Annotated in this window: 23 protein-coding genes, 1 tRNA gene and 2 pseudogenes; 11 read left to right on the top strand and 15 right to left on the bottom strand. The window is 72.6% G+C overall.

What is annotated here, in order from left to right; all coding sequences use genetic code 11:
- Nucleotides 1–92: 92 nt before the first annotated feature.
- From O1G21_RS20990 to O1G21_RS20970, 5 genes are all read right to left on the bottom strand, one after another.
- Nucleotides 93–1277 (bottom strand): MarP family serine protease, encoded by a 1185-nt coding sequence (locus O1G21_RS20990; RefSeq protein ID WP_270146027.1) that lies wholly within the window; start codon nt 1275–1277, stop codon nt 93–95.
- Between the two features lie 46 nt (nt 1278–1323).
- Nucleotides 1324–2058, bottom strand: a complete 735-nt coding sequence (locus tag O1G21_RS20985; RefSeq protein ID WP_270146025.1) for an NUDIX hydrolase — start codon at nt 2056–2058, stop codon at nt 1324–1326.
- The gene (nth, locus tag O1G21_RS20980; protein WP_270146023.1) at nt 2055–2987 is read right to left on the bottom strand and encodes an endonuclease III; all 933 of its coding nucleotides are present in this window, start codon (nt 2985–2987) and stop codon (nt 2055–2057) included. The genes O1G21_RS20985 and nth overlap by 4 nt, the downstream gene beginning before the upstream one ends.
- A gap of 189 nt (nt 2988–3176) precedes the next feature.
- Nucleotides 3177–3677, bottom strand: a complete 501-nt coding sequence (locus O1G21_RS20975) for a MarR family winged helix-turn-helix transcriptional regulator (RefSeq protein ID WP_405000686.1) — start codon at nt 3675–3677, stop codon at nt 3177–3179.
- A gap of 46 nt (nt 3678–3723) precedes the next feature.
- A complete protein-coding gene (locus O1G21_RS20970; protein ID WP_270146022.1) occupies nt 3724–5559 on the bottom strand; it encodes an FUSC family protein in 1836 nt (611 codons plus the stop codon).
- A gap of 118 nt (nt 5560–5677) precedes the next feature.
- Between O1G21_RS20970 and O1G21_RS20965 the strand changes: the two genes are divergently transcribed.
- Nucleotides 5678–6304, top strand: coding sequence for an RraA family protein (locus tag O1G21_RS20965; protein WP_270146020.1), 627 nt, complete (start codon nt 5678–5680; stop codon nt 6302–6304).
- Nucleotides 6305–6332: 28 nt separating this feature from the next.
- On the opposite strand, the gene O1G21_RS20960 is transcribed toward O1G21_RS20965, so the two are convergent.
- The gene (locus O1G21_RS20960; RefSeq protein WP_270146018.1) at nt 6333–7151 is read right to left on the bottom strand and encodes an isocitrate lyase/PEP mutase family protein; all 819 of its coding nucleotides are present in this window, start codon (nt 7149–7151) and stop codon (nt 6333–6335) included.
- A 113-nt stretch (nt 7152–7264) separates the two neighbouring features.
- On the opposite strand from O1G21_RS20960, the gene O1G21_RS20955 reads away from it, so the two are divergent.
- Both O1G21_RS20955 and O1G21_RS20950 read left to right on the top strand, forming a co-directional pair.
- A complete protein-coding gene (locus O1G21_RS20955; RefSeq protein ID WP_270146016.1) occupies nt 7265–8302 on the top strand; it encodes an ArsR/SmtB family transcription factor in 1038 nt (345 codons plus the stop codon).
- A gap of 152 nt (nt 8303–8454) precedes the next feature.
- Nucleotides 8455–9129: a Crp/Fnr family transcriptional regulator gene (locus O1G21_RS20950; protein WP_030288117.1), complete on the top strand. Its 675-nt coding sequence runs from the start codon at nt 8455–8457 to the stop codon at nt 9127–9129.
- 86 nt (nt 9130–9215) lie between these two features.
- Here the strand turns inward: O1G21_RS20950 and O1G21_RS20945 are convergent, their stop codons facing one another.
- From O1G21_RS20945 to O1G21_RS20925, 5 genes are all read right to left on the bottom strand, one after another.
- Nucleotides 9216–10049 (bottom strand): MBL fold metallo-hydrolase, encoded by an 834-nt coding sequence (locus O1G21_RS20945; RefSeq protein WP_270146013.1) that lies wholly within the window; start codon nt 10047–10049, stop codon nt 9216–9218.
- Between the two features lie 73 nt (nt 10050–10122).
- Nucleotides 10123–10296: a hypothetical protein gene (locus O1G21_RS20940; RefSeq protein ID WP_270146012.1), complete on the bottom strand. Its 174-nt coding sequence runs from the start codon at nt 10294–10296 to the stop codon at nt 10123–10125.
- 133 nt (nt 10297–10429) lie between these two features.
- Nucleotides 10430–11296 carry an NUDIX hydrolase gene (locus tag O1G21_RS20935; protein WP_270146010.1) on the bottom strand — a complete coding sequence of 289 codons (867 nt, stop codon included), beginning with the start codon at nt 11294–11296 and terminating at the stop codon, nt 10430–10432.
- A gap of 63 nt (nt 11297–11359) precedes the next feature.
- Nucleotides 11360–11827 carry a RidA family protein gene (locus O1G21_RS20930; protein ID WP_270146008.1) on the bottom strand — a complete coding sequence of 156 codons (468 nt, stop codon included), beginning with the start codon at nt 11825–11827 and terminating at the stop codon, nt 11360–11362.
- Nucleotides 11824–11982 carry a DUF4177 domain-containing protein gene (locus O1G21_RS20925; RefSeq protein WP_094743074.1) on the bottom strand — a complete coding sequence of 53 codons (159 nt, stop codon included), beginning with the start codon at nt 11980–11982 and terminating at the stop codon, nt 11824–11826. The genes O1G21_RS20930 and O1G21_RS20925 overlap by 4 nt, the downstream gene beginning before the upstream one ends.
- 247 nt (nt 11983–12229) lie before the next feature.
- Here O1G21_RS20925 and O1G21_RS20920 point away from each other — a divergent pair, with 247 nt between their 5' ends.
- Together O1G21_RS20920 and O1G21_RS20915 are read left to right on the top strand one after the other, a co-directional pair.
- Complete coding sequence (locus tag O1G21_RS20920; protein WP_270146006.1) at nt 12230–13318, top strand: ArsA-related P-loop ATPase; 1089 nt, start codon at nt 12230–12232, stop codon at nt 13316–13318.
- On the top strand, nt 13315–14553 hold the full coding sequence (locus O1G21_RS20915) for an ArsA family ATPase (RefSeq protein WP_405000685.1): 1239 nt from the start codon (nt 13315–13317) through the stop codon (nt 14551–14553). Before O1G21_RS20920 ends, O1G21_RS20915 begins: the two co-directional genes overlap by 4 nt.
- Before the next feature lie 120 nt (nt 14554–14673).
- Here the strand turns inward: O1G21_RS20915 and O1G21_RS20910 are convergent, their stop codons facing one another.
- Nucleotides 14674–14997: a WhiB family transcriptional regulator gene (locus tag O1G21_RS20910; RefSeq protein ID WP_030240986.1), complete on the bottom strand. Its 324-nt coding sequence runs from the start codon at nt 14995–14997 to the stop codon at nt 14674–14676.
- A 504-nt stretch (nt 14998–15501) separates the two neighbouring features.
- Between O1G21_RS20910 and O1G21_RS20905 the strand changes: the two genes are divergently transcribed.
- Nucleotides 15502–17751: a transglycosylase domain-containing protein gene (locus O1G21_RS20905; protein WP_270146003.1), complete on the top strand. Its 2250-nt coding sequence runs from the start codon at nt 15502–15504 to the stop codon at nt 17749–17751.
- Nucleotides 17752–17866: 115 nt separating this feature from the next.
- Here O1G21_RS20905 and O1G21_RS20900 read toward each other — a convergent pair whose 3' ends face one another.
- On the bottom strand, nt 17867–18319 hold the full coding sequence (locus O1G21_RS20900; RefSeq protein WP_270146002.1) for a GatB/YqeY domain-containing protein: 453 nt from the start codon (nt 18317–18319) through the stop codon (nt 17867–17869).
- A gap of 90 nt (nt 18320–18409) precedes the next feature.
- On the opposite strand from O1G21_RS20900, the gene O1G21_RS20895 reads away from it, so the two are divergent.
- The 3 genes from O1G21_RS20895 to O1G21_RS20885 all read left to right on the top strand — a co-directional run bounded on the left by O1G21_RS20895 (nt 18410) and on the right by O1G21_RS20885 (nt 20239).
- Nucleotides 18410–19096 carry a CGNR zinc finger domain-containing protein gene (locus O1G21_RS20895; protein ID WP_270146001.1) on the top strand — a complete coding sequence of 229 codons (687 nt, stop codon included), beginning with the start codon at nt 18410–18412 and terminating at the stop codon, nt 19094–19096.
- A 24-nt stretch (nt 19097–19120) separates the two neighbouring features.
- The gene (locus O1G21_RS20890; RefSeq protein WP_270145999.1) at nt 19121–20065 is read left to right on the top strand and encodes a metallophosphoesterase; all 945 of its coding nucleotides are present in this window, start codon (nt 19121–19123) and stop codon (nt 20063–20065) included.
- A 100-nt stretch (nt 20066–20165) separates the two neighbouring features.
- Nucleotides 20166–20239: transfer RNA gene (locus O1G21_RS20885), tRNA-Pro, on the top strand.
- A gap of 68 nt (nt 20240–20307) precedes the next feature.
- Here the strand turns inward: O1G21_RS20885 and O1G21_RS20880 are convergent.
- Nucleotides 20308–20619, bottom strand: a pseudogene (locus tag O1G21_RS20880) (tyrosine-type recombinase/integrase); the annotation flags it as partial.
- A gap of 262 nt (nt 20620–20881) precedes the next feature.
- Nucleotides 20882–21175 (bottom strand): annotated as a pseudogene (locus tag O1G21_RS20875) (replication initiator); the annotation flags it as partial.
- A gap of 357 nt (nt 21176–21532) precedes the next feature.
- On the opposite strand from O1G21_RS20875, the gene O1G21_RS20870 reads away from it, so the two are divergent.
- On the top strand, nt 21533–22012 hold the full coding sequence (locus O1G21_RS20870) for a hypothetical protein (protein WP_270145997.1): 480 nt from the start codon (nt 21533–21535) through the stop codon (nt 22010–22012).
- 363 nt (nt 22013–22375) lie between these two features.
- Nucleotides 22376–24163: an NHL repeat-containing protein gene (locus O1G21_RS20865; RefSeq protein WP_270145995.1), complete on the top strand. Its 1788-nt coding sequence runs from the start codon at nt 22376–22378 to the stop codon at nt 24161–24163.
- The last annotated feature ends 126 nt before the right edge of the window (nt 24164–24289 follow it).

Raw genomic sequence — 24289 nt, 5'->3', positions numbered from 1 at the left:
AACGGGTGAGCGCGGCCGAGGCTACCAGGGAGGACTGACGGATCGACGGATCCCGCACCGGCGGATCGCGGGGCGGGACGACGGTCGGACCGTCAGAGCGCGCAGCCCTCGGTGTCCACCCTGGTGGTCGCGCTGCTGCCCGCCGTCGCGTCCTCGCGCACCTCGGCCGAGGTCAGCACGTACCCGGTGTCGGCACTGTCCAGGGACTTGGCGAACACCACGCCGTACACCTGGCCGTCCGGGGTGAGCAGCGGACCGCCGCTGTTGCCTTGGCGGACCAGCGAACGCACCGAGTAGACGTCGCGCACCACCTGGCCGCGGTGGTAGATGTCCGGGCCGTTGGCCTGGATCCGGCCGCGGATGCGGGCGGGCTGGACGTTGAAGGCACCGTTCTCGGGGAAGCCCGCGACGATCGCGCTGTCGTTGGTCCTCGCCTCGCCCGCGAAGGTCAGCGGGGGCGCGTTCAGTTTGGGCACGTCCAGGACGGCGATGTCGCGCTGCCAGTCGTAGCGGACCACCGTGGCGTCGTAGAGCTGGCCGACGCCGCCGATCTGCACGGTCGGCTCGTCGACGCCGCCGACCACGTGGGCGTTTGTCATCACCCGGTGCGGGGCGAAGACGAAGCCGCTGCCCTCCAGGGTCTTGCCGCAGGAGGGCGCGGTGCCGACCACCTTGACCAGGCTCTGCCGGGCCTTGGCCACCGCCGGGCTGTTGGCCAGCGCCGGATCGGGGGTGTCGACCTGGGTGATCGGCTCGTGCTCGAAGGGGTTGAAGACCTGCGGGAAGCCGTTGCGGGCGAGCACCTTGGAGAAGTCGGAGAACCAGTTCGGCGCGTCGCTGGGCAGCGCGTCCTGGACGCCGCCGAGGATCGCCGAGGACCGGACCTGCTTGGAGACCGTCGGCAGGGACGTTCCGGCCAGCGCGGAGCCGATCAGCCAGGCCACCAGCAGCATCGAGATCACGTTGACCACCGCGCCGCCGGACGCGTCCAGCAGCCGGGCCGGACGGCGGTCGATGTGGCCGCGCAGCTTCCAGCCGAAGTGCGCGGTGATCGCCTGCCCGATCGCGGCGCAGACGATCACCACCACGACGGCCACCACCGAGGCCGTGGTGCCGGGGCTGAGGTGGTCGAGCAGCAGCGGCAGCAGCTGGACGGCCAGCAGACCGCCGCCGAGGAAGCCGACGAGTGACAGGACGCCCACCACGAAGCCCTGCCGGTAGCCCGAAATGGCGAATCCGACGGCGGCGAGGATCAGCAGCACATCCAGGACGTTCACTCCGACACCCTCCCACGCTTCGCGCCCCTGCCGCGCCGACGGACCGTCACGAGCGGTCGGCGTCGCCGCCCGGCAGGGCACGGGAGTGTTCGAGGTCACCCTGGACGAGCGCGAGCGCGTCGTCCGAGAGGTCGACGATCCGGGACGGGTCCCAGGGCAGCTCCAGCCCGCTGTGGTGCAGCACCCGGTCGATCACCCCGGCGGTGAATCCCCAGACCAGCCGCCCGGCGACCGCGAAGGCCGGTCCGATGTGCCCGGACGGGTGCCGCAGCCGGACCCGGTTCGCCGGGTCGGCCAGGTCGGCGATCGTGACCCGGAACACCGCGCCGGTCTCGCCCTGGTCCACCGGGCGCACCGGCGACTCCTCGCGCCACCAGCCCAGCACCGGGGTCACCACGAAGCTGCTCACCGGGATGTACAGCCGGGGCAGCGCGGCGAAGACCTGCACCCCGGCCGGGTCCAGGCCGGTCTCCTCCCAGGCCTCGCGCAGCGCCGCCGCGATCGGGCCGGGGCCGTCCGGGTCGCCGTCCTCCGGGTCCAGCGAGCCGCCCGGGAAGGACGGCTGGCCGGCGTGCGAGCGCAGCGAGCGGGCGCGCTCGATCAGCAGCAGGTCCGGCCCGTCCGGGCCCTCGCCGAACAGCATCAGCACGGCTGCCGCCCGGCCGCCCTCGCGCGGCGGCAGGAAACGGCTCAGCTGCTCCGGCAGCACCCGCTCGGCCGCGTCCCGGACCGGCTCCAGCCAGCCCGGCAGGCCGCTCCGCTCGATGAGTCCGGCGGTCACGCGTCCACCGCCAGGTCCGCGACCTGCCCGTGGTGGGCGGCGGCGTCGGCGCGGGCGGCCGCCTCGCCGGGGAAGTCCGCCGGTGGCTTCAGCCGCTGGCCGGGATGGCCGCCCATCTCGTACTTGAGCAGCTTGCGGGCCTTCTCCGGGTCCAGCTCGCCCTCCCCGTAAGCGGGGCAGAGCGGCGCGATCGGGCAGGCCCCGCAGGCGGGCCTCTGGGAGTGGCAGATCCGGCGGCCGTGGAAGACCACCCGGTGCGAGAGCATCGTCCACTCCGACTTCGGGAAGATCTCGGCGACGGCCAGCTCGACCTTCACCGGGTCCTCTTCGGTGGTCCAGCCGAACCGCCGGGCCAGCCGCCCGAAGTGGGTGTCCACGGTGATGCCGGGGACGCCGAAGGCGTTGCCGAGCACGACGTTGGCGGTCTTGCGGCCGACCCCGGGCAGGGTCACCAGGTCGGCCAGCCGGCCGGGGACCTCGCCGCCGAACTCGTCGCGCAGTGCCGTGGAGAGGCCGATCAGCGACTTCGCCTTGTTCCGGAAGAAGCCGGTCGGACGGATGATCTCCTCCAGCTCCTCCGGGTTCGCCGCCGCCATGTCCTCGGGCGTCGGGTACTTCGCGAACAGGGCCGGGGTGGTCTGGTTCACCCGCAGGTCGGTGGTCTGCGCCGACAACACGGTGGCGACCAGCAGCTGGAACGGGTTCTCGAAGTCCAGCTCCGGGTGCGCGTACGGGTACAGCTCCGCCAGCTCGCGGTTGATCCGCCGGGCCCGTCGCACCATCGCCAGGTGCGACTCCGGCTTCCTCGGCTTCACCGCCGGCTTCGCCGCCTGCTTCACGTCAGGCTTCACGGCCGACTTCACGGCCTGCTTCTCGGCGTGCTCCGCGGCCGGCTTGGTCGCGGTCTTCCGGGCCTTGCTCTCTGCCATGCACGAAGGCTACGCCGAGCGGCGGACCGCTTGGGGCCGATCAAGGAGGGAAAAGGGCCTACCGGGGCGGCTGTTGCGCAAAGGAGAGCGGTCCGGCTGGGGGGAGAACGGGTGATCAGGGCCTGTTGGCCGAGGACATGACCGGGTCCGGCCGGAGGGCGTTCACCGCGTTCACCGGATGCACCGCGTTCACCGCAGGGGGCGGCCGATGGTGCCCTCGAGGGTGTTGAGCAGGCCGGCCAGGGCCTCGGCGAGGCGGTCCTGTTCGTCGGGGGTGAGGCCGGAGAGCAGGGCACGGTCGTAGGCGACGAGTTCCTGGATCAGGCCGTCGACCAGTTCTCGGCCGGCGTCGGTGAGTGAGAGGTGGGCGACCCGGCGGTCACGGTCGTCGGTGCGGCGGCTGACCAGCCCGCGCTCCTCCAGCAGCCGCAGGCGCTTGGTCACGGCGGCGCCGGAGGCGAAGCTCTCGCGGGCCAGCTGGGTGGGCGTCAGCTCGACGTCGACCCGGCGCAGGGCACCGAGGATGTCGAACTCGGCGCGGGTGAGGCCGGCCCGGGTGAGCGGGTCGGGCGTCTGCTGGAGCAGCGCGGCGCAGCGGTTGATCCGGCCGAGGACGGCGATCGGGCCGGTGTCCAGGCCCGGGTAGGCGCGCTCCCACTGGCGCAGCACACCTGCGACGACGTCCTCCACGTGCGCTGCTCCCGTTCTGCGGCCGACCACCGGCCGTCCGTCGATCCTAGGGCCCGACGGTGCGCACTCCGGCGCCGCGCCGCTCCAGCAGGGCGGCCAGCAGCTGGTGGGCGTGCTGCTCGGTGTCGGCGGCGCGCTGGTGCGGGAGGGCGGGGCGGCGCCACTCGCCGGTGGCGGTGTCGGCGGCCTCGCGCAGTTCCAGCAGGGCGCTGGCCAGTCCGGTGCGGGCGGCCACGGCTTCGGAGTCGGTGGGCCGGACGGCCCCGACGGCCGCGCTGGCCCCGGAGGTCGCAACGGCCCCGACGGCCGCGCTGGCCCCGGAGGTCGCAACGGCCCCGACGGCCGCGCTGGCCCCGGAGGTCGCAACGGCCCCGACGGTCTCGACGGCCGCGATGGCGGCCCGGGCCTCCCGGGTTGCGGTCTCGGCGCCGGCCAGGGCGCGGGACAGCCGGGCGGCGGTGCGGCGGTTGGTGACCAGCAGGCAGGCGGCGAGGCCGGTGAGCGCGCCCACGCAGGTGTCCAGCCAGCGGTCGGCGGCCAGGGTCCGGGCGGGCTGGGGGCCCGCGAACTCGGTCATCAGCAGTGCCATCGGGGTGACGAACACGGTGGCCAGCCAGTAGCTGCGGGCGATCGTCGCCTCCGCGCCGAACTGGCACAGCAGCCCCAGTGCGATCAGCGCCACCGAGCCGGAGTGCGCGACGGGCAGCACGGCGGTGAACAGCACCAGGCCGATCAGGTTGCCCAGCACCCGCTGCAGCGCGCGCTGCCAGGAGAGCGTGCTGTTGGCCTGGAACACCGAGGCCGCGGTGACCACCGCCCAGTACGGTCGGCCGACGCCGAAGGCCAGCGAGAGCCATCCGGCGGCGGCGCAGCCGACCGCGACCCGCAGGCCGATCGGCAGCAGCGTGGAGCCGGGGCGCAGCGCCTGACGCATCGTCCGACGCGGGGCCAGCCGGGAGTCGGGGCGGTGGGTGCTCAGCTCGGCGGCCTCCGCCTCGGTGAGGTCGAGCAGCGGCAGCGGACGGCCCCGGCGCAGCTCGCGGGCCCAGGCCGAGTACCGCTCGGCGGCGGCATCGGCAGCACCGGCGGCATCGGCGCCAGCGACAGCACCGGCATCGGCGGCGGCACCGGCGTCGTCGGCCGGGTCGACGGGTGCGGCCAGGGCCGACTCCGCGCGCAGGAGCAGCCGCTCGGGCGCGTCGCCGAGGGCGCGCCACCGGGCCGGGGAGGAGAGCACGAGGCTCTGCCGGGCCGCGTCGACCGCGCCGACCAGGGCGGTCCGGGCGGCCGCGTCGGGGGTGCCGGGCGCGGTGCGGACCAGCCGGGCGGCGGCCTCCAGCGCGCGGGCGGTGGCGATCCGCTCGGGCCCGTACGGGCGCAGCAACGCGGGGGCCATGCCGACCAGCCAGGCCAGTGCGGCGCCGAGCACGGTGAGCGCCAGGTGCGGCGGCAGATCGGCGGGGTGCTGGGGAACGAAGGCGCAGGTGGCGGTCGTGAAGGTGATGATCAGACTGCCGGGCGGGCCGATCCGGGCGGCGTCGCAGCACAGCCTGTGCAGCGCGGCGAGCACGGCGGCCACCACGACCAGCACCACCGGGTCACGGGTCAGCGCGGCGGCGGTGAGGGCGGCGGCGGTGCTGAGCACGGTGCCGAGCAGCACACCGGCCAGGGTCCGGGCCCGGGCCCGGTAGGGCAGGCCGTGCCCGTACAGGGCGCCGAGTCCGCCGGCCGAGGTGTAGAGCGCGAGGTCGAGCCGGCCGAGGGCGAGCAGGGTGAGGTCGAGGACGCCGAGGGTCACCACGGCGCTGAGCGCGGGCTTGTGCCAGATGTCCCCTGGCGGGCCGACCCGGAGTGCCTGCCGGAACTGGGCGATTGTGGCCATGGAGAAAGATTAGCGGATAATTTATATGTAAAACACTGAGGAACGTCGGAGCCCCGGAACCCCCGTCCACCCACGCCCTAGTCTTCTGACGGTCTGACCATCGGAGGAAAGAGGAAGCATGGACGGGGACTTCAAGGACTTCGCGGACATTCCCACCACCACCCTGGCCGACGTCCTGGGCCGCGCCCAGGTCATGGACATCGGCCTGCGCCCGCTGTGGACGGGCATGCCCCGGGTGGCCGGACCGGCCTTCACCGTGCAGTGCCCGCCCGGCGACAACCTGATGCTGCACGCGGCGATCTACCGGGCCGAGCCCGGCTCGGTGATCGTGGTGGAGTCCGGCGACCTGGACTACGCGCTGGCCGGTGGCAATGTCTGCGCCGTGGCGCAGCGCCGGGGCGTCGCCGCCTTCGTGGCCGACGGCCTGATCCGGGACCTCGGCGAGGTGCGCGAAATGGGCTTCCCGGTGGTCGCCCGGGGCGTCATCCCGATCCCCGGAGCGAAGAAGCAGCTGGGCACCCACGGCGCCCCGGTGCGCTGCGGCGGCGTGCTGGTGGCGGCCGGCGACATCGTGGTGGCCGACGAGGAGGGCGTCGTGGTGGTGCCGGCCGCCGAACGGGCGCGGGCCCTGGCGGCGGCCCGGGCGAAGCTGGCCAAGGAGGCCGCCGAGACCCTGGACGACTGGGAGGCCGCCCACCACGCCCGGATCGAGCAGAGCCTCGCCGAGCTGGGCTTCATCGACTGACGCAAGTCAGTACAGTCCGTTCGACTAGCTAGTACAGCCCGTTCAACTCCCCGAAGCCGAGCGCCCCGTCGAGCTCCCTCAGCGTCCCGGCGCCGAGCAGCTCGACGGCGGCCCGGTGGGCCGTGGTGTACGCGGCCTGGGCGAGGCCGGTGCCGACGCTGATCCGCCGCACCCCGGTGGCGGCGAGTTCGGTGACGGTCGGCCCGCCCGCCCCGGCCATCGCGTTCACCGGCAGCGGGGAGCGCCGGCACAGTTCGGTGAGGGCGTCGAGGTCCAGCAGCCCGGGGACGAACAGGCCGTCGGCGCCCGCCGCGGCGTAGGCCTCTGCCCGGACCAGCACGTCCTCGAGCCCGCCCAGTCCGAACAGGAACACATCGGTACGGGCGTTGACCAGCAGCTCGGGCAGTCCGGCTGCCGCTGCCGCGGTGCGGGCCGCGCGCAGCCGCTCGGCCTGCTCGGCCACCGGGAACAGCGGCCCGCCGACGGCCGTCGAGTCCTCCAGGTTGACCCCGGCCGCGCCGACGCCGACCAGTTCGGTGACGGTCGCGGCCACGTCGGCGGGGAGCGGCCCGTACCCGCCCTCGGCGTCGACGGTGACCGGCAGGTCCACCGCGGCGACCACCCGGCGGGCCGCCTCGACCGCCGCCGCACGGTCCATCCGCTGGCCGTCGCCGTGGCCCAGCGACCAGGAGACGCCGCCGCTGGTGGTGGCGATCGCCCGGGCGCCGGCCGAGGCGATCACCGCGGCGCTGCCCGCGTCCCAGGCGTTGGGCAGGACGAGCAGGCCCTCCGCGACGAGCTGGCGCAGCCGCAGCGCCCGCTCGCGGGCCTCGGGGGTGATGGACATATCGGGTCACCGGCTTTCGTACGGATCGGTGGGGACGCGGGCATCCTGCGCCCCGGCCCGGGCCCGCCACCAGTGATTAAGCTGGGGCCGAATCTTCCGAAGGGGGCCCGCGGATGCGGACGGAACTCCAGTTCTCCACCCAGGACTTGGCACTGACCCGGTTCGCCGTCAGCCCGATGCAGGAGGTGGTGACCAGCCTGCGCGCGCTCGCCCACTCCCCCGCGCCCGCGCTGCACCGCCGCTGGGCCGGGCAGGTGCGGGCCCGGCTGGCCGCCACCGGGCTGGACCGGGGCCGGCTGGCGGCGATGGTCCCGCCCGACGGCCACCTGCCCGACTTCCTCAACCCCGCCCCGGCGGGTTGCTCGACCACGCTCGCCGAGGAGCTGGCCGCGATCACCGCGACCGGCGCCGAGCAGGTCCGGGCCGACCTCGACGTCCTGGCCGCCGAGGCCGGCGGCCGGCTGCCCGCCGCGCTGGCACCGCTGCACCGTGACCCGGCCGGCCAGCTGCCCAGGCTGGCGGCCGAGATCGAGGCGTACTGGGAACTCGCGCTCGCCCCGTACTGGGCCCGGATCCGGGCGCTACTGGCGGCGGACGTCTTCCACCGCTCCCGACAGGCCGCCGAGCACGGCACCGCGCGGATGCTGAACGAACTGCACGGGACGGTCCGCTGGGACGGCGCCGCGCTGCGGCTGGAGCAACGGCACTGCGCCGTCACCCGGCTGACCGCCGGAGCCGGGCTGCTGCTCCTCCCCTCGGCCTTCGCCTGGCCCCGGGTGCTCACCCGGGTACTGCCGCCGGACCCGCCGCAGCTGATCTACCCGGCGCGCGGCACGGCCGCGCTGTGGGAGGAGCGGCCGGACCCGGCGGCGCGCACCGAGGCGCTGGCCGCCGTCCTCGGCCGGTCCCGGGCCCGGCTGCTGGCCGAGCTGGACTCCCCGGCCTCGACCACCGAGCTGGCCCGCCGGACCGGGCTGTCCCCGGCCGCCGTCTCCCAGCACCTCACCGCCCTGCGCGCGGCGGGCCTGACCAGCGCCCACCGGGCCGGGCACGCCGTCCTCTCCGCCCGTACGGCGGTGGGCGACTCCCTGTTCGATCCCGGCGAACCGGCGTTCGACCGGCCGACGCCCGCCGGGCGCCCCACCCCGTGACCCGCCGGTACGAATGGCCCCGCACCGCACCCCCGGACACACCCCCTCCTCATATGATCGGAGCGACATGCGCCATGCTTGGTGATGCAGAACACTGAACGGAACTTGCGCCGGACGGCCCACCCGCCGGACGGCCGAGAAGGAGGAAGCACGTGGACGACGTTCTGCGGCGCGCCGCACTCTTCGCGGCACTCGACGACGAACAGGCCGGCGAGCTGCGCGCTTCCATGACCGAGGTCACCCTCGCCCGTGGTGAGTCGCTGTTCCACGAGGGCGACCCGGGCGACCGGCTGTACGTCGTCGCCGAGGGCAAGGTGAAGCTGCACCGCGCCTCGCCGGACGGCCGCGAGAACATGCTGGCCGTGCTCGGCCCCAGCGAGATGATCGGCGAGCTGTCGCTGTTCGACCCGGGCCCGCGCACCGCCACCGCCAGCGCGCTGACCGAGGTCAAGCTGCTCGGCCTCGGCCACGGCGACCTGCAGCCCTGGCTGCACGCCCGCCCCGAGGTCTCCATCGCGCTGCTGCGGGCCATCGCCCGCCGACTGCGCCGGACCAATGACGTGATGTCCGACCTGGTCTTCTCCGACGTGCCCGGCCGCGTCGCCAAGGCCCTGCTGGACCTTTCCCGCCGCTTCGGCGTGCAGTCCGAGGAGGGCATCCACGTCGCCCATGACCTCACCCAGGAGGAGCTGGCCCAGCTGGTCGGCGCCTCCCGCGAGACGGTCAACAAGGCGCTGGCCGACTTCGCCGGCCGCGGCTGGCTGAAGCTGGAGGCGCGCGCGGTGGTCCTGCTGGACGTCGAGCGGCTGTCGCGCCGCTCGCGCTGACGCTTCGACGCTGACGCTCCGAGCACCGCGAAGAGCAGTACCGCGAAGGGCCCGTCCGGACGGACGGGCCCTTCCGCGTTTCCGGCTCAGTCCTGGTCCGGGATCAGCCCGTGCTCCTCCAGGTACTCCAGCTGGGCGCGCACCGACAGCTCGGCGGCCGGCCAGAGCGCCCGGTCCACGTCGGCGTAGACCCTGGCGACCACGTCGGCGGCCGTCCGGCAGCCCGCCTCGACCGCGGTCTCCACCTGGGCGAGCCGGGTGGCCCGGTGGGCCAGGTAGTAGTCGACGGCGCCGAGCGCGTCCGCGAGCACCGGGCCGTGGCCGGGCAGCACCGTACGGACGCCGTGCGCGGAGGCCATCGTGTGGAGGCGGCGCAGCGAGTCCAGGTAGTCGCCGAGCCGGCCGTCGGGGTGGGCGACCATCGTGGTGCCGCGGCCGAGCACGGTGTCCCCGGTGAGGACCGCGCCGTCGTCCGGCAGGTGGAAGGTCAGCGAGTCCGAGGTGTGGCCGGGAGTGGCGACCACCCGCAGGTCGAGGCCGCCGACGTCCAGGCGCTGGCCGCCGACCAGGCCCTCGGAGCCCAGCCGGTGCGCCGGGTCCAGGGCCCGCACCTCGGTGCCGGTCAGCTCCGCGAAGCGGGCCGCGCCCTCGGAGTGGTCGGCGTGGCCGTGGGTCAGCAGGGTGAGCGCGATCCGCTTGCCGCGCTCCTCGGCGAGGTCGACCACCCGGCGCAGGTGGCCCTCGTGCAGCGGGCCCGGGTCGATCACCACCGCGAGGTCCGAGCCCGGCTCGGAGAGCAGCCAGGTGTTGGTGCCGTCCAGCGTCATCGGCGACGGGTTCGGCGCCAGCACGCACAGCGCCCGTGGGGTGGCCTCGCCGCCGACCACGGCGGCGGGGTCACCAGGCAGGAGTCCACTCATGCGCCCGCCTCGCTGCGCTCGGTGGGCGCTGCGCGCAACGCGCACCTCTCGGTGGTTCGCCCGCTCCGCTCGTTCACCGGCCGCCTCCGCCGTCGCGATGCAGGGCCCGCAGCGGCAGGACCCGGACGAGGGCGCGCTGGGCGACCTCGACGAACGGGACCTGGCTCTCGCAGGCCGGGGAACGGGGGATCAGTCGGCGGGCGGGCAGCTCGGGGGCCGTCCGGCGAGCCACGTCGTTGTGGTTCATCGGTCGTCGGTCCTTTCTGATCGTCTGATCGGCATCTCTTCAGTGGTGGTCAGGAATCGCGGGGCAGGCGTCGGGTCGGGTGTTCACGACTCGGCCACCCCAACTCAGGTGCCCCGAGGTCAGGCGCCTCCGGTCAGGAGTCCTCCGGGAACTCCCCGTCGATGGTCAGCTCGTCGTACCCGGGCCAGCGGACCGTCATCCGGTCGCCGCGGACCTCGGCCCGGCCCAGTACCGGCTCCAGCGTCCGCCCGGCGGCCGCTGCCAGCGCCTCGGCGGCGGTCCGGACCGGCGTCAGCTCGCGCAGCACCGTCACGGTCGGCGGCAGCATGCCGAACCGGCCTTCCCGGTAACCCCGGACCGCCTCGGTCGGGGTCAGCCAGGCGACCCGGTCGGCCTCGCCGACCTCGAGCGCCGCGCGCTGACCGGCGGGCAGGGCGGCGACGAAGAACCAGGTGTCGTAGCGCCGCTCCTCGAACTCCGGGGTGATCCAACGGGCCCAGCCGCCCAGCAGGTCGCTGCGCAGTACCAGGCCGTTGTCCCGCAGGAACTCGGCGAAGGACAGCTCGTGTGCCTCCAGCGCGGCCCGCTCCGCGGACCAGTCGCGCGGCTCGGCGACGCTCTCCGCGTCGGGGCCGGCCAGCAGCACGCCGGCCTCCTCGAAGGTCTCGCGCACGGCCGCGCACACCACCGCCCGGGCCGTCCGGGCGTCCACCCCGAGCCGGCGCGCCCACTCCTCGGGCGGGGGCCCGGCCCAGCCCGGCTCGACCTCGGCGTCGCGCGGGTCCACCCCGCCGCCCGGGTAGGCGTACATCCCGGCCGCGAAGGCCATCGAGGTGCGCCGGCGCAGCAGGTAGGCCTCCGGCCCGTCGGCGCAGTCGCGCAGCAGCACGACCGTCGCGGCGGGCCTGGGCACCGCCGGGGTGAGCAGGCCGGAGTCGACCGCCCGGATCCGGGCGGGCCAGCCGGGCGGCATCGGGAGCGTCGTTGCTCGATGGTCCATGCCCGGATGCTAAGCGCACGGAGGCGGGGTTGGACAGGCCCAACCCCGCCTCCGCGATCACGCTCAAGCGTTCTTGACGCGCACCTGGATCTCGACCTCGACCGGGGCGTCCAGCGGCAGCACCGCGACGCCGACCGCGCTGCGGGCGTGCACACCGGCCTCGCCCAGCACCTGGCCGAGCAGCTCGCTGGCGCCGTTGATCACGGCGGGCTGGCCGGTGAAGTCGGGGGCGGAGGCGACGAAGCCGACGACCTTCACGACGCGCTCGATCCGGTCCAGGTCGCCGATCACGGACTTCACGGCGGCCAGGGCGTTCAGCGCACAGGTCCGCGCGAGCTCCTTGGCCTCCTCCGCGGACACCTCGGCGCCGACCTTGCCGGTGCTCGGCAGCTTGCCGCCGACGACCGGCAGCTGGCCGGAGGTGAACACGAACTCACCGGACTGCACGGCCGGCACGTACGCGGCGACCGGGGCGGCCACCGGCGGCAGGGTCAGACCCAGCTCCGCGAGCTTCGACTCGACCTGGCTCATGCGTTCTTCTCCCGCTTGAAGTAGGCCACCAGCTGCTCCGGGTTCGGGCCCGGCACGACCTGGACGAGCTCCCAGCCGTCCTCGCCGAAGTTGTCCAGGATCTGCTTGGTGGCGTGCACGAGCAGGGGTGCCGTCATGTATTCCCACTTGGTCATGGCCAGACTCTAGACGAGCCGTCCCGGCGATCGCCGCCGCCCGCCGACCGGCGTGTGAGGTGGGGCACAAAGGGGGCATGATTCAGCCCTGGCACCCCAGGTGCTCCGGGCATCGGGAGCGCTCCCTGGTTACCCTCGCGAGAGGGCACCCTCATGGAGGGGCACCCCGTCCGCGCGCGGGCACCCCCGGCAGGGGCGCCTCGCGGGAGGGGACACCCGTAGGGATGGAGACGGACGGAGACGCAGCGTGGCACGCACTCCCGGCCAGGCGGCCCGGCGCGACCCCGACTGGGAGGGGGTCCGGCTGCACGTGGTCAGCGGCAAGGGCGGCACCGGGAAGACCACGCTGGCCGCCGCGCTGGCCCTGGCCCTGGCCGCCGACGGCGGACGGGTGCTGCTGATCGAGGTCGAGGGTCGGCAGGGCATCGCCGAGCTGTTCGGGATCGCCGCGCTCCCGTACGAGGAGCGCCGGATCGCCTCGGTCTCCCGCCCCCAGCTGGGACTGCCGGCCGGGGAGGCGCCCGCGGGCGGGGCACACGCCGGCGAGGTCCTCGCGCTGGCGATCGACACCGAGCAGGCGCTGCTCGAGTACCTGGAGATGTTCTACAAGCTCGGCCGGGCCGGCAAGGCGCTGCAGAAGGTCGGCTTCGTCGACTTCGCCACCACCGTCGCCCCCGGCGTGCGGGACGTGCTGCTCACCGGCAAGGCCTGCGAGGCGGCCCGCCGCAAGGGCCCGGACGGGCGGCGCCGGTACGACGCGGTGGTGATGGACGCCCCGCCGACCGGGCGGATCACCCGGTTCCTGAACGTCAACTCCGAGGTCGCCGGACTGGCCCGGATCGGCCCGATACACACCCAGGCGCAGGCCGTGATGCGGGTGCTGCGGTCGCCGGAGACCGCCGTGCACCTGGTCACCCTGCTGGAGGAGATGCCGGTGCAGGAGACGGTCGACGGCATCGCGGAGCTGCGCGAGGCGAAGCTCCCGGTGGGCGGGGTGATGGTCAACATGGTCCGGCCACCGGTGCTGGACGCGGCGGCGGTAGCCGCGGTGGACGGGGACCACCGCGAGGAGGTGGCGCTGGCCCTCGGCGAGGCCGGGCTGGGCGGCCGCTCGCGGAAGGCGGAGACGGTCCGGGCCGCGGTGGAGCCGCTGCTCGACCCGCTGCTGGAGCAGGCCAGGGAGCACGCCGAGCGGGTCGAGCTGGAGCGCGAGCAGCGCGCCGACCTGCAGCAGCTGCGACTCCCGACGTACGAACTGCCGCTGCTGGGCGAGGGCGTGGACCTCGGCGGGCTGTACCGGCTGGCGGGCGAACTGAAGCGGCAGGGGGCGGCGTGACTCCGACGAACGGCGGCACGACGAACGGCGGTACGACGAACGGCGGTACGACGACGGCCGGCGGCGCGACGTCGGACGGCGTGCGGGGCACTGGCAGTCGGCTCGCGGTGGACGCGCTGCTCGACGACCCGAAGACCAGGATCATCGTCTGCTGCGGCTCCGGCGGCGTCGGCAAGACCACCACCGCCGCGGCGATCGGCCTGCGGGCCGCCGAGCGCGGGCGCAAGGTCGTGGTGCTGACCATCGACCCGGCCCGGCGGCTGGCCCAGTCGATGGGCCTGACCGAGCTGGACAACACTCCCCGGGTGGTCAAGGGCGTCACCGGCGACGGGGAGCTCCAGGCCATGATGCTCGACATGAAGCGGACCTTCGACGAGGTCGTGCTGGCCCACTCCGAGCCCGAACGGGCCAGGGCGATCATGGACAACCCGTTCTACCAGTCCCTGTCGGCCGGCTTCGCGGGCACGCAGGAGTACATGGCGATGGAGAAGCTCGGGCAGCTGCGCGCCGCCGAGGAGTGGGACCTGATCGTGGTGGACACCCCGCCGTCCCGCTCGGCGCTGGACTTCCTGGACGCGCCCAACCGGCTCGGGTCCTTCCTGGACGGCCGGGTGATCCGGATCCTGACCGCGCCGGCCAAGGTCGGCGGCCGCAGCGCGATGAGGTTCCTCAACGCCGGGATGGGCCTTCTCACCGGCACCCTGGGCAAGATCTTCGGCGCCCAGCTGCTCACCGACGTGCAGACCTTCGTCAGCGCGATGGACTCGATGTTCGGCGGCTTCCGCGAGCGCGCCGACCGCACCTACCAGTTGCTCAAGGCACCGGGCACGGCGTTCCTGGTGGTGGCGGCGCCGGAGCGGGACGCGCTGCGCGAGGCGGCGTACTTCGTGGACCGGCTCGCTGCGGACCGGATGCCGCTGGCCGGGCTGGTGCTCAACCGGGTGCACAGCACTGGCGCTCCGCAGCTCACCGCGGAGCGGGCGCTGGCGGCCGCCGAGGCCCTGGAGGAGAACGGCTCGGAGCACTCCTCGCCCGAGGCGGAGCTGCTCGCGGCCGGGTTGCTGCGGCTGCACGCCGAGCGGATGCAGATCATGGGGCGCGAGCGGCGCACCCGGGACCGCTTCGTCTCGGTGTATCCCGACGTGCCGATCGTGGAGGTGGCCGCGCTGCCGGGCGACGTGCACGACCTGGACGGGCTGCGGGCCATCGGGGAGCGGCTCAGCGGCTCGGCGTGAGCGCCACCCCGGGGGACCGGCTCGGGCGACGCGGCCCGCGTGGCCGGCGAGGCCGATGCCACCGGCACGGTCGACGCAACCGGCACGGCCGGCGTACCGCCGCCGGGGTTCAGCCCGGGTTCAGCCCGCCTGGGCGTAGTCCGTCAGTATCACGCCGGTCGCGAGGGACTCCTCGTACTCGGTACGGGCCGTCTCCAGCAGCCTGCGCCACGAGATGACCGTCGGGCGGCGGCGCAGCAGCGCCCGGCGCTCGCGCTCCGTCATCCCGCCCCACACGCCGAACTCCACCCGGTTGTCCAGCGCGTCCGCGAGGCACTCCGTACGGACGGGGCAACCGCTGCACACCGCCTTCGCCCGGTTCTGTGCCGCCCCCTGGACGAACAGTTCGTCCGGATCACTCGTGCGGCAGGCGGCCTGCGCACTCCAGTCGTCAACCCAGCCCATGCCGGCGCCGTCCTCTCCCGATGATTCGAGGCTCCCCCACGGCGGCAACGGCATATTCACCGTTGCCAGTTGAGGACGTTACGGAAGATGGACAGCTTGCAACAGCCCCTTCGGGCTCAATCTCGAATGACCCGATCGGACTATGGGTATCTGTCATCTCACTCGTTGGAGTGATCGCAGGTCGTGGCCCTTGCCAGGCGCGAGGTCTCCACTCTCGCCACAGAAGCCGTCACGGAGTGCAACCGCTCACTTGAACACGGCAGGCCTCAGCCGCCTCAAAACCCGTGCAATATCGGGCAATTCGGGCAAGTCTCCCCACTCACAAGAGTGAATGATGTTGACGCACCGAAGCTGTCGCAAGCTTGTGACAAGCGTAGGCGAACACCTGCCCCGATGTGCGGGATTCGGGGACGTAGGGTTCTCCCCATGGCACCGAAGCGCCCACCGGCATCCCAGCCCCCAGGCAACCCCGGAGCTCCGCGCCGCAGGAGCAGCGGATCACCGATGGACCACGTCGGCAACGGCGTGAAGTTCCTGGGCGTCAGCGTGCTCTCCGGAGTCCTGCTGGCAGGCCTCGCCCTGCCGGCCGTCGGCGCCATGGGGCTGACCGCCAAGGACACGGCGGAGAGCTTCCAGAACATCCCCGACGACTTCAAGACCCCGCCGCTCACCCAGGCCACCCAGATCTTCGACGCCAAGGGCGGCCTGATCGCGAAGGTCTACGAGCGCGACCGCACCGTGCTGACCGCCGACCAGATGTCGCCGTACATGCGGCACGCCCAGGTCGACATCGAGGACGCCCGCTTCTACGAGCACGGCGCCGTCGACCTCAAGGGCGTCCTGCGCGCCGTCGGCAAGAACGCGGAGAGCGGCACCGCCGCCCAGGGCGCCTCCACCCTGACCCAGCAGTACGTGAAGAACGTCAACGTGGAGAAGGCCGGCGACGACCAGGCCGCCGTCCTGGAGGCCCAGCGCAAGACCCTGGGCCGCAAGATCCAGGAGCTCAAGGTCGCGATCAAGTTGGAGGAGGACCTGACCAAGGACCAGATCCTCACCAACTACCTCAACATCACCTTCTACGGCCACCAGGCCTACGGGGTCGAGGCCGCGTCCCAGCGCTACTTCAGCAAGAGCAACAAGGACCTGACCATCGCCGAGGCCGCCACCCTCGCCGGCCTGGTCCAGAACCCGTCGCAGTACGACCCGGTGCGCTATCCCGACAACACGATCAAGCGCCGCAACGTCGTCATCGACAAGATGCTGGAGAACAAGCACATCACCGCCGACCAGGCGAAGGAGGCGAAGGCCGCCCCGCTGGGCCTGAAGTACAAGGACCCGCAGAACGGCTGCATCACCGCCCAGGCCGGCATGGGCTTCTTCTGCGACTACGTCCGCCACGTGGTCAAGCAGGACCCGGCCTTCGGCAAGAACGCCGACGACCGCAAGAAGCTGTGGGACACCGGTGGTCTGAACATCTACACCACGCTGGACCCGGACAAGCAGGCCGCCGCCCAGAACGCCGTCACCAAGAAGGTCAACGTGACCGACCAGGTGTCGGCCGCGGCGACCATGATGGAGCCCGGCACCGGCAAGATCCTGGCGATGGCCCAGACCCGCCCGTACGGCCTGGACCCGAACAAGAACCAGACCGTCGTCAACCTCAACGTCGACGCCTCGATGGGCGGCGGCAACGGCTTCCAGACCGGTTCGACCTTCAAGCCGATCCTCGCCGCGGCGGCGCTGGAGGCGGGAATGTCGAACACCCAGCAGTTCCCGTCCGAGAACAAGATCGACTATCCCCAGATGTCGACCTGCAACGGCACCTGGAAGAACACCGACAAGCCCAAGGCCACGGTGAAGAACGAGTCGGCCAGCGAGGTCGGTCCGTACGAGCTCAAGCAGGCCATGGCGCTCTCGGTCAACACCTACTTCGTGGAGATGGAGCAGCAGGTCGGCCTCTGCGCCATGAAGCAGATGGCGAACAAGCTGGGCATCACCCAGTCCGCCAAGGGCGACCAGTTCCAGGAAGTGCCCTCGATGGTCCTCGGCACCCTGGAGCTCTCCCCGCTGACGATGGCGAACGTCTACGCGACCTTCGCCGCCCGCGGCAAGTACTGCACCCCGATCGCGATCAACAGGATCACCACGGTCGACGGCAAGGACATCAAGGTCCCGCAGTCCCAGTGCAACCAGGTCTTCTCCGAGCAGACCGCGGACTCGCTCAACACCGTCCTGCTCAACGTGACCGAGAAGGGCACCGCGGCCGCGCTCGGCCTCGACGACGGCCGCAAGATCGCCGGCAAGACCGGAACCACCGACGAGAAGAAGGCCGCCTGGTTCGACGGCTACACCCCGTCGCTGGCCACCGCGGTCTGGCTCGGCGGCCCGGCCGGCGGCGTCAAGATGAAGAACATCAACATCGGCGGCAAGCACTTCGACGAGGTGTTCGGCGCCGACGGCCCCGGTCCGATCTGGCAGATGGCGATGAACCAGGCGCTCAAGGGCTCGCCCCTGGAGCCCATCCAGACCACCAACATCCCGGACCCCCAGCCGGCCACGCCCCCGCCGGGCAACACCCCGCCCGCCGACCCCAACACCCAGCCGCAGCCGCCGGCCCCGAACCCGGCGCCGCCGGTGGCCGGGCCGGGCAACGGCGGCGCCGGTGGGGTGATAGGAGGAGGGTTCACCCTCCCGCCGGGCATGATCGGCGGCGGGAACGGGAACGGCGGCAAGCACGGCGGCGGCAACGGCTGACCTGCTCCCCCGGCCGCCCGGCTGTCCCCAGTAGGAACGGCGAAGGGGCGCCCTCCGGATCTTCCGGAGGGCGCCCCTTCGCCGTCTACGTTTCGTGCGCGCTGGTGCGCCCCGCTCAGGCCAGGGCGGCCTTCACCGCGGCGGCCACCCGGCCGCCCTCGGCCAGGCCGTCGACCTTCGGCTTCACCAGCTTCATCACGGCACCCATCGCCTGCGGGCCGCTCGCCCCGCTCTCGGCCACGGCGGCCGCCACGATCGCGGCCAGCTCCTCGTCCGACAGCTGCTTGGGCAGGTAGGAGGCCAGCACCTCGCCCTCGGCGCGCTCCCGCGCGGCCTGGTCGGCCCGGCCGCCCTGCTCGAAGGCCTCGGCCGCCTCGCGGCGCTTCTTCGCCTCGCGGGTGATCACCTTGAGCACATCGGCGTCGGACAGCTCGCGCTTCTCCTTGCCCGCCACCTCCTCACTGGTGACGGCGGACAGCGTGAGCCGGATGGTGGACGAGCGCAGCTCGTCCCGGTCCTTGATGGCAGCCGTGAGGTCCTCCTGCAGCTGCGCCTTGAGCGTCGTCATGGCCACGAGTCTCCCACCTGCGCCGTTCCGTCGCTTGTCATTAAGCGCCGAGCACCGCCCGGGCGTCGTGTAACCACTTACCCTGGTTACATGACCGATCGAGACGGAGCCACGGACCCCGCGCCCGGCCTGGTCCTCAGCACTCCGGGTGGCACCAGCTTCCCGTTCGACCCCGGCGCCCTCTGCCTCGAACTGCTCACCACCGGCGGCCCCGGCGACCTCGCCGTTTTCGAGGCCCTGCACCGCCCGTCCGACCTCGCCGACTGGCTCCCGCACTCCCGGCTGCGGCTGCCCGCCGGAGCCGTACGGATCTCCGCCGACCAGCTCGCCGCCGCCCGCACCCTGCGCGACGCCCTCTGGCGGCTGACCGCCGCCCGCGCCCACGGCACGACCGGCACCCCGGAGGACCACGCCGCCCTCAACCGGGCCGCCGCCCACCCGTCGCTCGTCCCGCAGATCGCCCCGGACGGCACTGCGGCCGCCCCGCTGCCCGCCGACGGGGCGCAGCTGGTCTCCACCCTCGCCCGGGACGCCATCGCCCTGCTCACCGGCCCGTACGCGGACCGGATCCGGGAGTGCGGGGGGCACAACTGCCGACTGCTCTTCGTCGACGCCTCGCGGCCCGGGCGGCGGCGCTGGTGCTCGATGGAACGGTGCGGCAACCGCAACAAGGTTCGGGCCCTGCGCGCCCGGCGGGAATCCGAGGAGCCCGCGGCCGGGACCGTTTCCGCGGCGGGGCCCGTTTCCGCAGCGGGCCACCGGACGTTCACCAGCTGATCCGCCGTCTGAGAGCATGGGCTGATGCGACCGCTGTACTCCGTTCCCCTCGGTGTCGCCGCCGCCGGCGCCGCCTGCCTCGCCTACTCCGTCGGGTACGAGGTGCGTGCCTTCCGGCTCCGCCGGGTCGAGGTCCCCGTCCTGCCCCACGGCGCCAAGCCGCTGCGGATCCTGCAGGTGTCCGACATCCACATGGTGAGCGGGCAGGGCAAGAAGCAGCGCTGGCTGCAGAGCCTGGCCGGCCTGCGCCCGGACCTGGTGGTCAACACCGGCGACAACCTCTCCGACCCGCTCGGCGTCCCGGCCACCCTCGACGCGCTCGGCCCACTCATGGACTTCCCGGGCGTCTACGTCTTCGGGTCCAACGACTACTACGGCCCGGCCCGCAAGAACCCGGCCCGCTACCTCCAGGCCATGCGCAGCGGCGTCCACGGCATGAACAACCCCGACGGCACCGGCAACCGCGGCATCACCGGCGCCGTCCACAACCCCTGGGAGAAGCTCCGCGACGGCTTCGACGCGGCCGGCTGGCTCGACCTGACCAACACCCGCGGCCGCCTCACCCTCAACGGCCTCGACCTCGAGTTCACCGGCCTCGACGACCCGCACATCCGCCGCGACCGCTACACCGAGGTCGCCGGCGGCCCCTCCACCGACGCCGACCTCTCCCTCGCCGTCGTCCACGCGCCCTACCTGCGCGTCCTCGACGCCTTCACCGCCGACCGCTATCCCCTGATCCTGGCCGGCCACACCCACGGCGGCCAGCTCTGCATCCCCTTCTACGGCGCCCTGGTCACCAACTGCGACCTCGACACCCGCCGGGTCAAGGGCCTCTCCACCCACCAGGCCGGCGGCCACCGCTCCTACCTCCACGTCTCCGCCGGCTGCGGCACCAACCGCTACACCCCGGTCCGCTTCGCCTGCCCCCCGGAGGCCACCCTCCTCACCCTCACCCCCACCCCCCGCTGACCTCTACCGGACGCCCGCCCGAAACCGGATTTCGTGTCTCGGCGAGCGTCCGGTAGAGTTCTACTCGTCGCGAAGGAGACGGAGCGACAAACAGAAAGACCGGGGTGTGGCGCAGCTTGGTAGCGCGCTTCGTTCGGGACGAAGAGGCCGTGGGTTCAAATCCCGCCACCCCGACCCAGTCCAGAGGGCCTATCGGAGAAATCCGGTAGGCCCTCTGGCGTTGTGCGTGACCAACTGAGTGACTAAGCCTCAGAGTCTTGGGCGAACAGGCCGTCCATGACCGTTGCCCCGGTCTGGATCACCGGGCGGATCTGCTTCCGGTAGACCTCCTCGGTGACAGCCGTGCTGGAGCGGCCGACGAGTCGGGAGATCTCCTCCAGGGGCACGCCGCTGTCCGAGAGCAGGGACACGAAGCTGTGGCGTAGCTCACGGGGCGTCCATTCGCCGGCGTTCACTCCCTCGGCCTTGGCGATGGCTGAGCGGAAGGCCCGGCGGACGTGGGACGGGTCCGGCTCCTTCCCGGCAGCGGAGTGGAAGACGGGGTCGCCCTCCTCAATGGCGGTCTTCTCCGCCGCCTTCAGAACGGCCTCAGCCTGATGCGGATCAGGTCGTGGATGACCGTCCGGCTCAGGTTCAGGACGTGTACGGCGTCGGATACCCGGCAGAGGACGGGCCGGGCCAACAGCACGTCAGCCATGGGTGGGTCCTCCTTCCGTGCCGGGTGCGGGTTGCAGGGCTTGAGTGAGCTAAGCCTCGCCGCGGGTGAGGCCGAGGGGCGAAGGTCCAGTGGTCCAGGACGAGCGTGGTGTCGTCGGTGGCCGGGGCGTCGGAGCCGTGGAGATGTTCGAGGGTCTGGGCACGACGCCAGGCGGCGCGGGCGTCGCGGAGAGCGCCGAGGGTGGTCGAGTACTCGCGGGTCTTGGTGGAGAAGTGGCCCCGGAAGCCGCGCATGTGGGCCCAGGTACGGAGGCGGAGTTCCGCCCGTTCGGGGCGGGCGCCGAGGTTCCAGCAGGTGCGGGTGAGCCGGCGGGCGGGCTCGGGGATGTCGTAGTGGGCGATCTGGGCGAGCAGCCGAACGGCGGTCCAGGGTGCCGATGGCGACCTCGGCATCCTTGGTCGCGTACATGCCCAGGAAGCCGGCTGCCTGCCACGGGCGTCCCACAGCCGCTGCTGAGGGGCACCCGCTGGGTCGACCTTCCTCATAGTGGTCGTCAGCTGTTCGGCTCAACAACAGAGGTGGTTTGGACTCAAAGCGCTCATGGTTGACACATGGCTAGGGCTGGCAGCCGGATCGCACGTCGGCTGCCCCCTACCCGCGGGGCGGACTCAACTGGATCGCCGACGGCCACCCGACGCCCGGGTCCTGCCTACGGGACGGCCCGGCGTTGGGCACCTCGCCGGCCTGCTGCAGGAACGGCTGGGCTACGGCCGTAGGCAGTCGGCGAGGCAACCACCTGGAGAATGATCGTGACGCTCAGCGAGGCCGAGTTGCTTACGGCCGACGAGGACCGGCTGGGGGAACTCTTCCGTACGAGCCCGCCCGGTGACATTCCAGACGGCCCGATGGAGGGCACCGCCATCATCTGCGCGGGAACGGGCGCGACCCGACCGATCGCCGCGTTGGTGCGCCTGGCCGTGTGGCGGGGAAAGGTCTTCGACCGCACTGGCGGGTACCTGAGCAATCGGCTGTCCTCACTGGACGCGCTCGCCATCCTCGCCACGGTCGCTCCGGGACCGAGTCGGCTGGACGGCGAGGAGTGCATCGTCATCGACTACTCCAGAACATCCCTCGTCGCTCGCGGCGTGCGCGATGAGATCCGCCAGGTCGGCCCGGACCTGTATCTGGGCGTGATCTGGCTGCTGGGCGCCAAGGTCGGCTGGTTCTCACTGAGGAAGCCGCAAGCAGGAACCGGACCAGGCGAGAAGCAGCCGAACACGAGCACATGACGCTCCGCCCCGCCGCTCTTCCGGCGGCGTGACGCGGCTGCAGCAACATCCCGATCGGCTGACGTCCGGCGGCCTGGGCACCGATCGGGCGAACTCCGGTGAAGGCCACGGCCCAGCCCGGCCGGGCTGCTCTGTTTGAAAGGTCCCACGACGATGACCACCTCCATCATGCGCGCTCGCAGGTCAGCACCCGGCACGTCCCGCCGTGCACGAAGGTGGACCGCAGCTGTCTCAGCCACCGCGGCAGCCTCACTCGTCGCCGTTCTGACCTCGTGCAGCGCCCCGCAAGACGCTCCCGCCGCCACCCCGAGCACATTGGCGGGAACAGTCGCCGGGTCGGGCAACGCGCTACACGGGGCCCAGGTGACGCTCTTCGCCGGAACCCGCGAGGGAACCGAGGCACTGGCCCGCGCCACGACCGACGCGACCGGCTCCTTCAAGATCTCCTACGCCCAGCCGACAGACGGGGTGCTGTACGTCGAGGCCGTGCTTCCGGACACGCCCGGGCTCCGGCTGCGCTCTGTCGTCGGCATCGGCGCCAGAGGCGGCGTCCCCCAGCGGACCCTGAACGCGGTGACGGTCAACGAACTCACCACCGTCGCCGCTACATACGCCTTGGCCCAGTTCAGCGACCAGCGCGGCATCGCCGGTCCGAGCCCCGGGCTGCAGAACGCCGCGGCAACCTCGTTCAACCTCGCCGATCCGGCCACCGGCAAGCCGGGCGGAGTCGTCACGAACAAGGACAACGGCACCAACAACGAGACACTAGCCACCCTCGGCACGCTCGCCAACCTGCTCTCGCTCTGCGCGACGCCGAACGCCCCGCACTGCGGGGACGTGCTCCGCCTCGCCACACCGCCCGGCGGCACCACTCCGATCGACACGGTGCAGGCGGCCCTCAACCTCGTCCACAACCCGACACTCTCCCCGGCCGAGCTCTACGCCCTGGCGCACACGGCGAACGTCTTCTCTCCCGCGCTCACCGCGGCCCCCACATCCTGGATCCTGGCGCTGCGCTACACCGACACCGGCCTCTACGCCCCCGGGCGCATCGCGTTCGACGCCAAGGGGAACGCCTGGGCCAGCAACAACTGGCAGGCCGGCACCCGGGATTCGAGCCCCTACGTCACCGTGCTCGATCCGGTCGGCCACCCGACCCTAGGCAGCCCCATCAGCGGCGGTGGCATGAAAGGCGGGGCATGGGGCATCGCGATCGACCATGACGGCGCCGCCTGGGTGCCCAGCTACGGGGGCGACGCGATCTCGAAGTACTCGGCCACCGGAACCCCGTTGTCGCCCGACACCGGCTGGAAGAACGGCGGCCCCGACCATCCGCAGGGCGTCGCCGTCGACCAGAAGGGCAACGTGTGGATCGCCAACTACTACGGCATCAAAGGCGCCCCCGGCCAGGGCAGCGTGATCGTCTACCCGCACGGTGACCCCTCGAAGGCGATCACGATCAGCGGCGGCGGCCTCGACCACCCGTTCGCCGTCCAGATCGACGGCCAGGGCCGGGCCTGGGTCACCAACGCCCGCCTCAGCGGCGCCAAGCTCTACGAAACACGGGTGGCCGGCGCCAACGCCGAGTTCGGGGGAAGCGTCACCGTCATCGGCCCCGACTTCAAACCGACCGCGTTCTCCCCCGTCAAGAGCAGCTCGTTCAGCTGGCCCCTGGGACTTGCCATCGATTCCAGGAACAACGTCTGGGTGCCCGACTTCTTCAGCAACACCGTCACCGAGATCCGGCCCGACGGAACCATCGCCGGTGAGCACAAGCTGCCGATCGCGGTCGGCCCCTGGTCCGTGGCCGTGGACGGGTCCGACCGGGTGTGGGTCGCCGGCTTCGGCGCCCCGTCCGTATGGCTGCTGTGCGGCGAGAACACCTCCGCCTGCCCGAACGGCACGTCCACCGGCACGTTCCTGTCCCCCTCACAGGGGTTCCGCAACGCAGCGATCCAGCACCTCACGGCAGTGCAGCTCGACCAGTCCGGCAACGTCTGGCTGGCCAACAACTGGTCGGAAATCCTCCCGCCGACCGGCGGCGTGGGGCTGGTGGAACTCATCGGACTCGCCACCCCGGTCTGCACGCCCCTCACCCCGCTACCGGTGCAACCGTCATCGGCGACCGCGACCGCCTGCCCGAAGCAGTGAAACCGCCCGCCGCGGCAGACCCGGCCCACGGGTAGCGAATCCGGCCCCGAAGAGGCCGTGGGTTCAAATCCCGCCACCCCGACCCAGTGCAGAGGCCCTGCCGGAGAAATCCGGCAGGGCCTCTGC

The sequence above is a fragment of the Kitasatospora cathayae genome, assembly GCF_027627435.1.
Lineage (GTDB): Bacteria > Actinomycetota > Actinomycetes > Streptomycetales > Streptomycetaceae > Kitasatospora > Kitasatospora cathayae.
The sequence above is the reverse complement of the archived record's forward strand: the minus strand, read 5'-3'. Positions and strand labels throughout refer to the sequence as shown.

Bases quoted from the DNA above. Each gene is read 5' to 3' on its own strand.
- nth (WP_270146023.1), bottom strand. From the start codon at position 2,987: ATGGCAGAGAGCAAGGCCCGGAAGACCGCGACCAAGCCGGCCGCGGAG.
- O1G21_RS20970 (WP_270146022.1), bottom strand. From the start codon at position 5,559: ATGGCCACAATCGCCCAGTTCCGGCAGGCACTCCGGGTCGGCCCGCCA.
- O1G21_RS20965 (WP_270146020.1), top strand. From the start codon at position 5,678: ATGGACGGGGACTTCAAGGACTTCGCGGACATTCCCACCACCACCCTG.
- O1G21_RS20960 (WP_270146018.1), bottom strand. From the start codon at position 7,151: ATGTCCATCACCCCCGAGGCCCGCGAGCGGGCGCTGCGGCTGCGCCAG.
- O1G21_RS20955 (WP_270146016.1), top strand. From the start codon at position 7,265: ATGCGGACGGAACTCCAGTTCTCCACCCAGGACTTGGCACTGACCCGG.
- O1G21_RS20945 (WP_270146013.1), bottom strand. From the start codon at position 10,049: ATGAGTGGACTCCTGCCTGGTGACCCCGCCGCCGTGGTCGGCGGCGAG.
- O1G21_RS20940 (WP_270146012.1), bottom strand. From the start codon at position 10,296: ATGAACCACAACGACGTGGCTCGCCGGACGGCCCCCGAGCTGCCCGCC.
- O1G21_RS20935 (WP_270146010.1), bottom strand. From the start codon at position 11,296: ATGGACCATCGAGCAACGACGCTCCCGATGCCGCCCGGCTGGCCCGCC.
- O1G21_RS20930 (WP_270146008.1), bottom strand. From the start codon at position 11,827: ATGAGCCAGGTCGAGTCGAAGCTCGCGGAGCTGGGTCTGACCCTGCCG.
- O1G21_RS20925 (WP_094743074.1), bottom strand. From the start codon at position 11,982: ATGACCAAGTGGGAATACATGACGGCACCCCTGCTCGTGCACGCCACC.
- O1G21_RS20910 (WP_030240986.1), bottom strand. From the start codon at position 14,997: ATGGGCTGGGTTGACGACTGGAGTGCGCAGGCCGCCTGCCGCACGAGT.
- O1G21_RS20905 (WP_270146003.1), top strand. From the start codon at position 15,502: ATGGACCACGTCGGCAACGGCGTGAAGTTCCTGGGCGTCAGCGTGCTC.
- O1G21_RS20900 (WP_270146002.1), bottom strand. From the start codon at position 18,319: ATGACGACGCTCAAGGCGCAGCTGCAGGAGGACCTCACGGCTGCCATC.
- O1G21_RS20895 (WP_270146001.1), top strand. From the start codon at position 18,410: ATGACCGATCGAGACGGAGCCACGGACCCCGCGCCCGGCCTGGTCCTC.
- O1G21_RS20890 (WP_270145999.1), top strand. From the start codon at position 19,121: ATGCGACCGCTGTACTCCGTTCCCCTCGGTGTCGCCGCCGCCGGCGCC.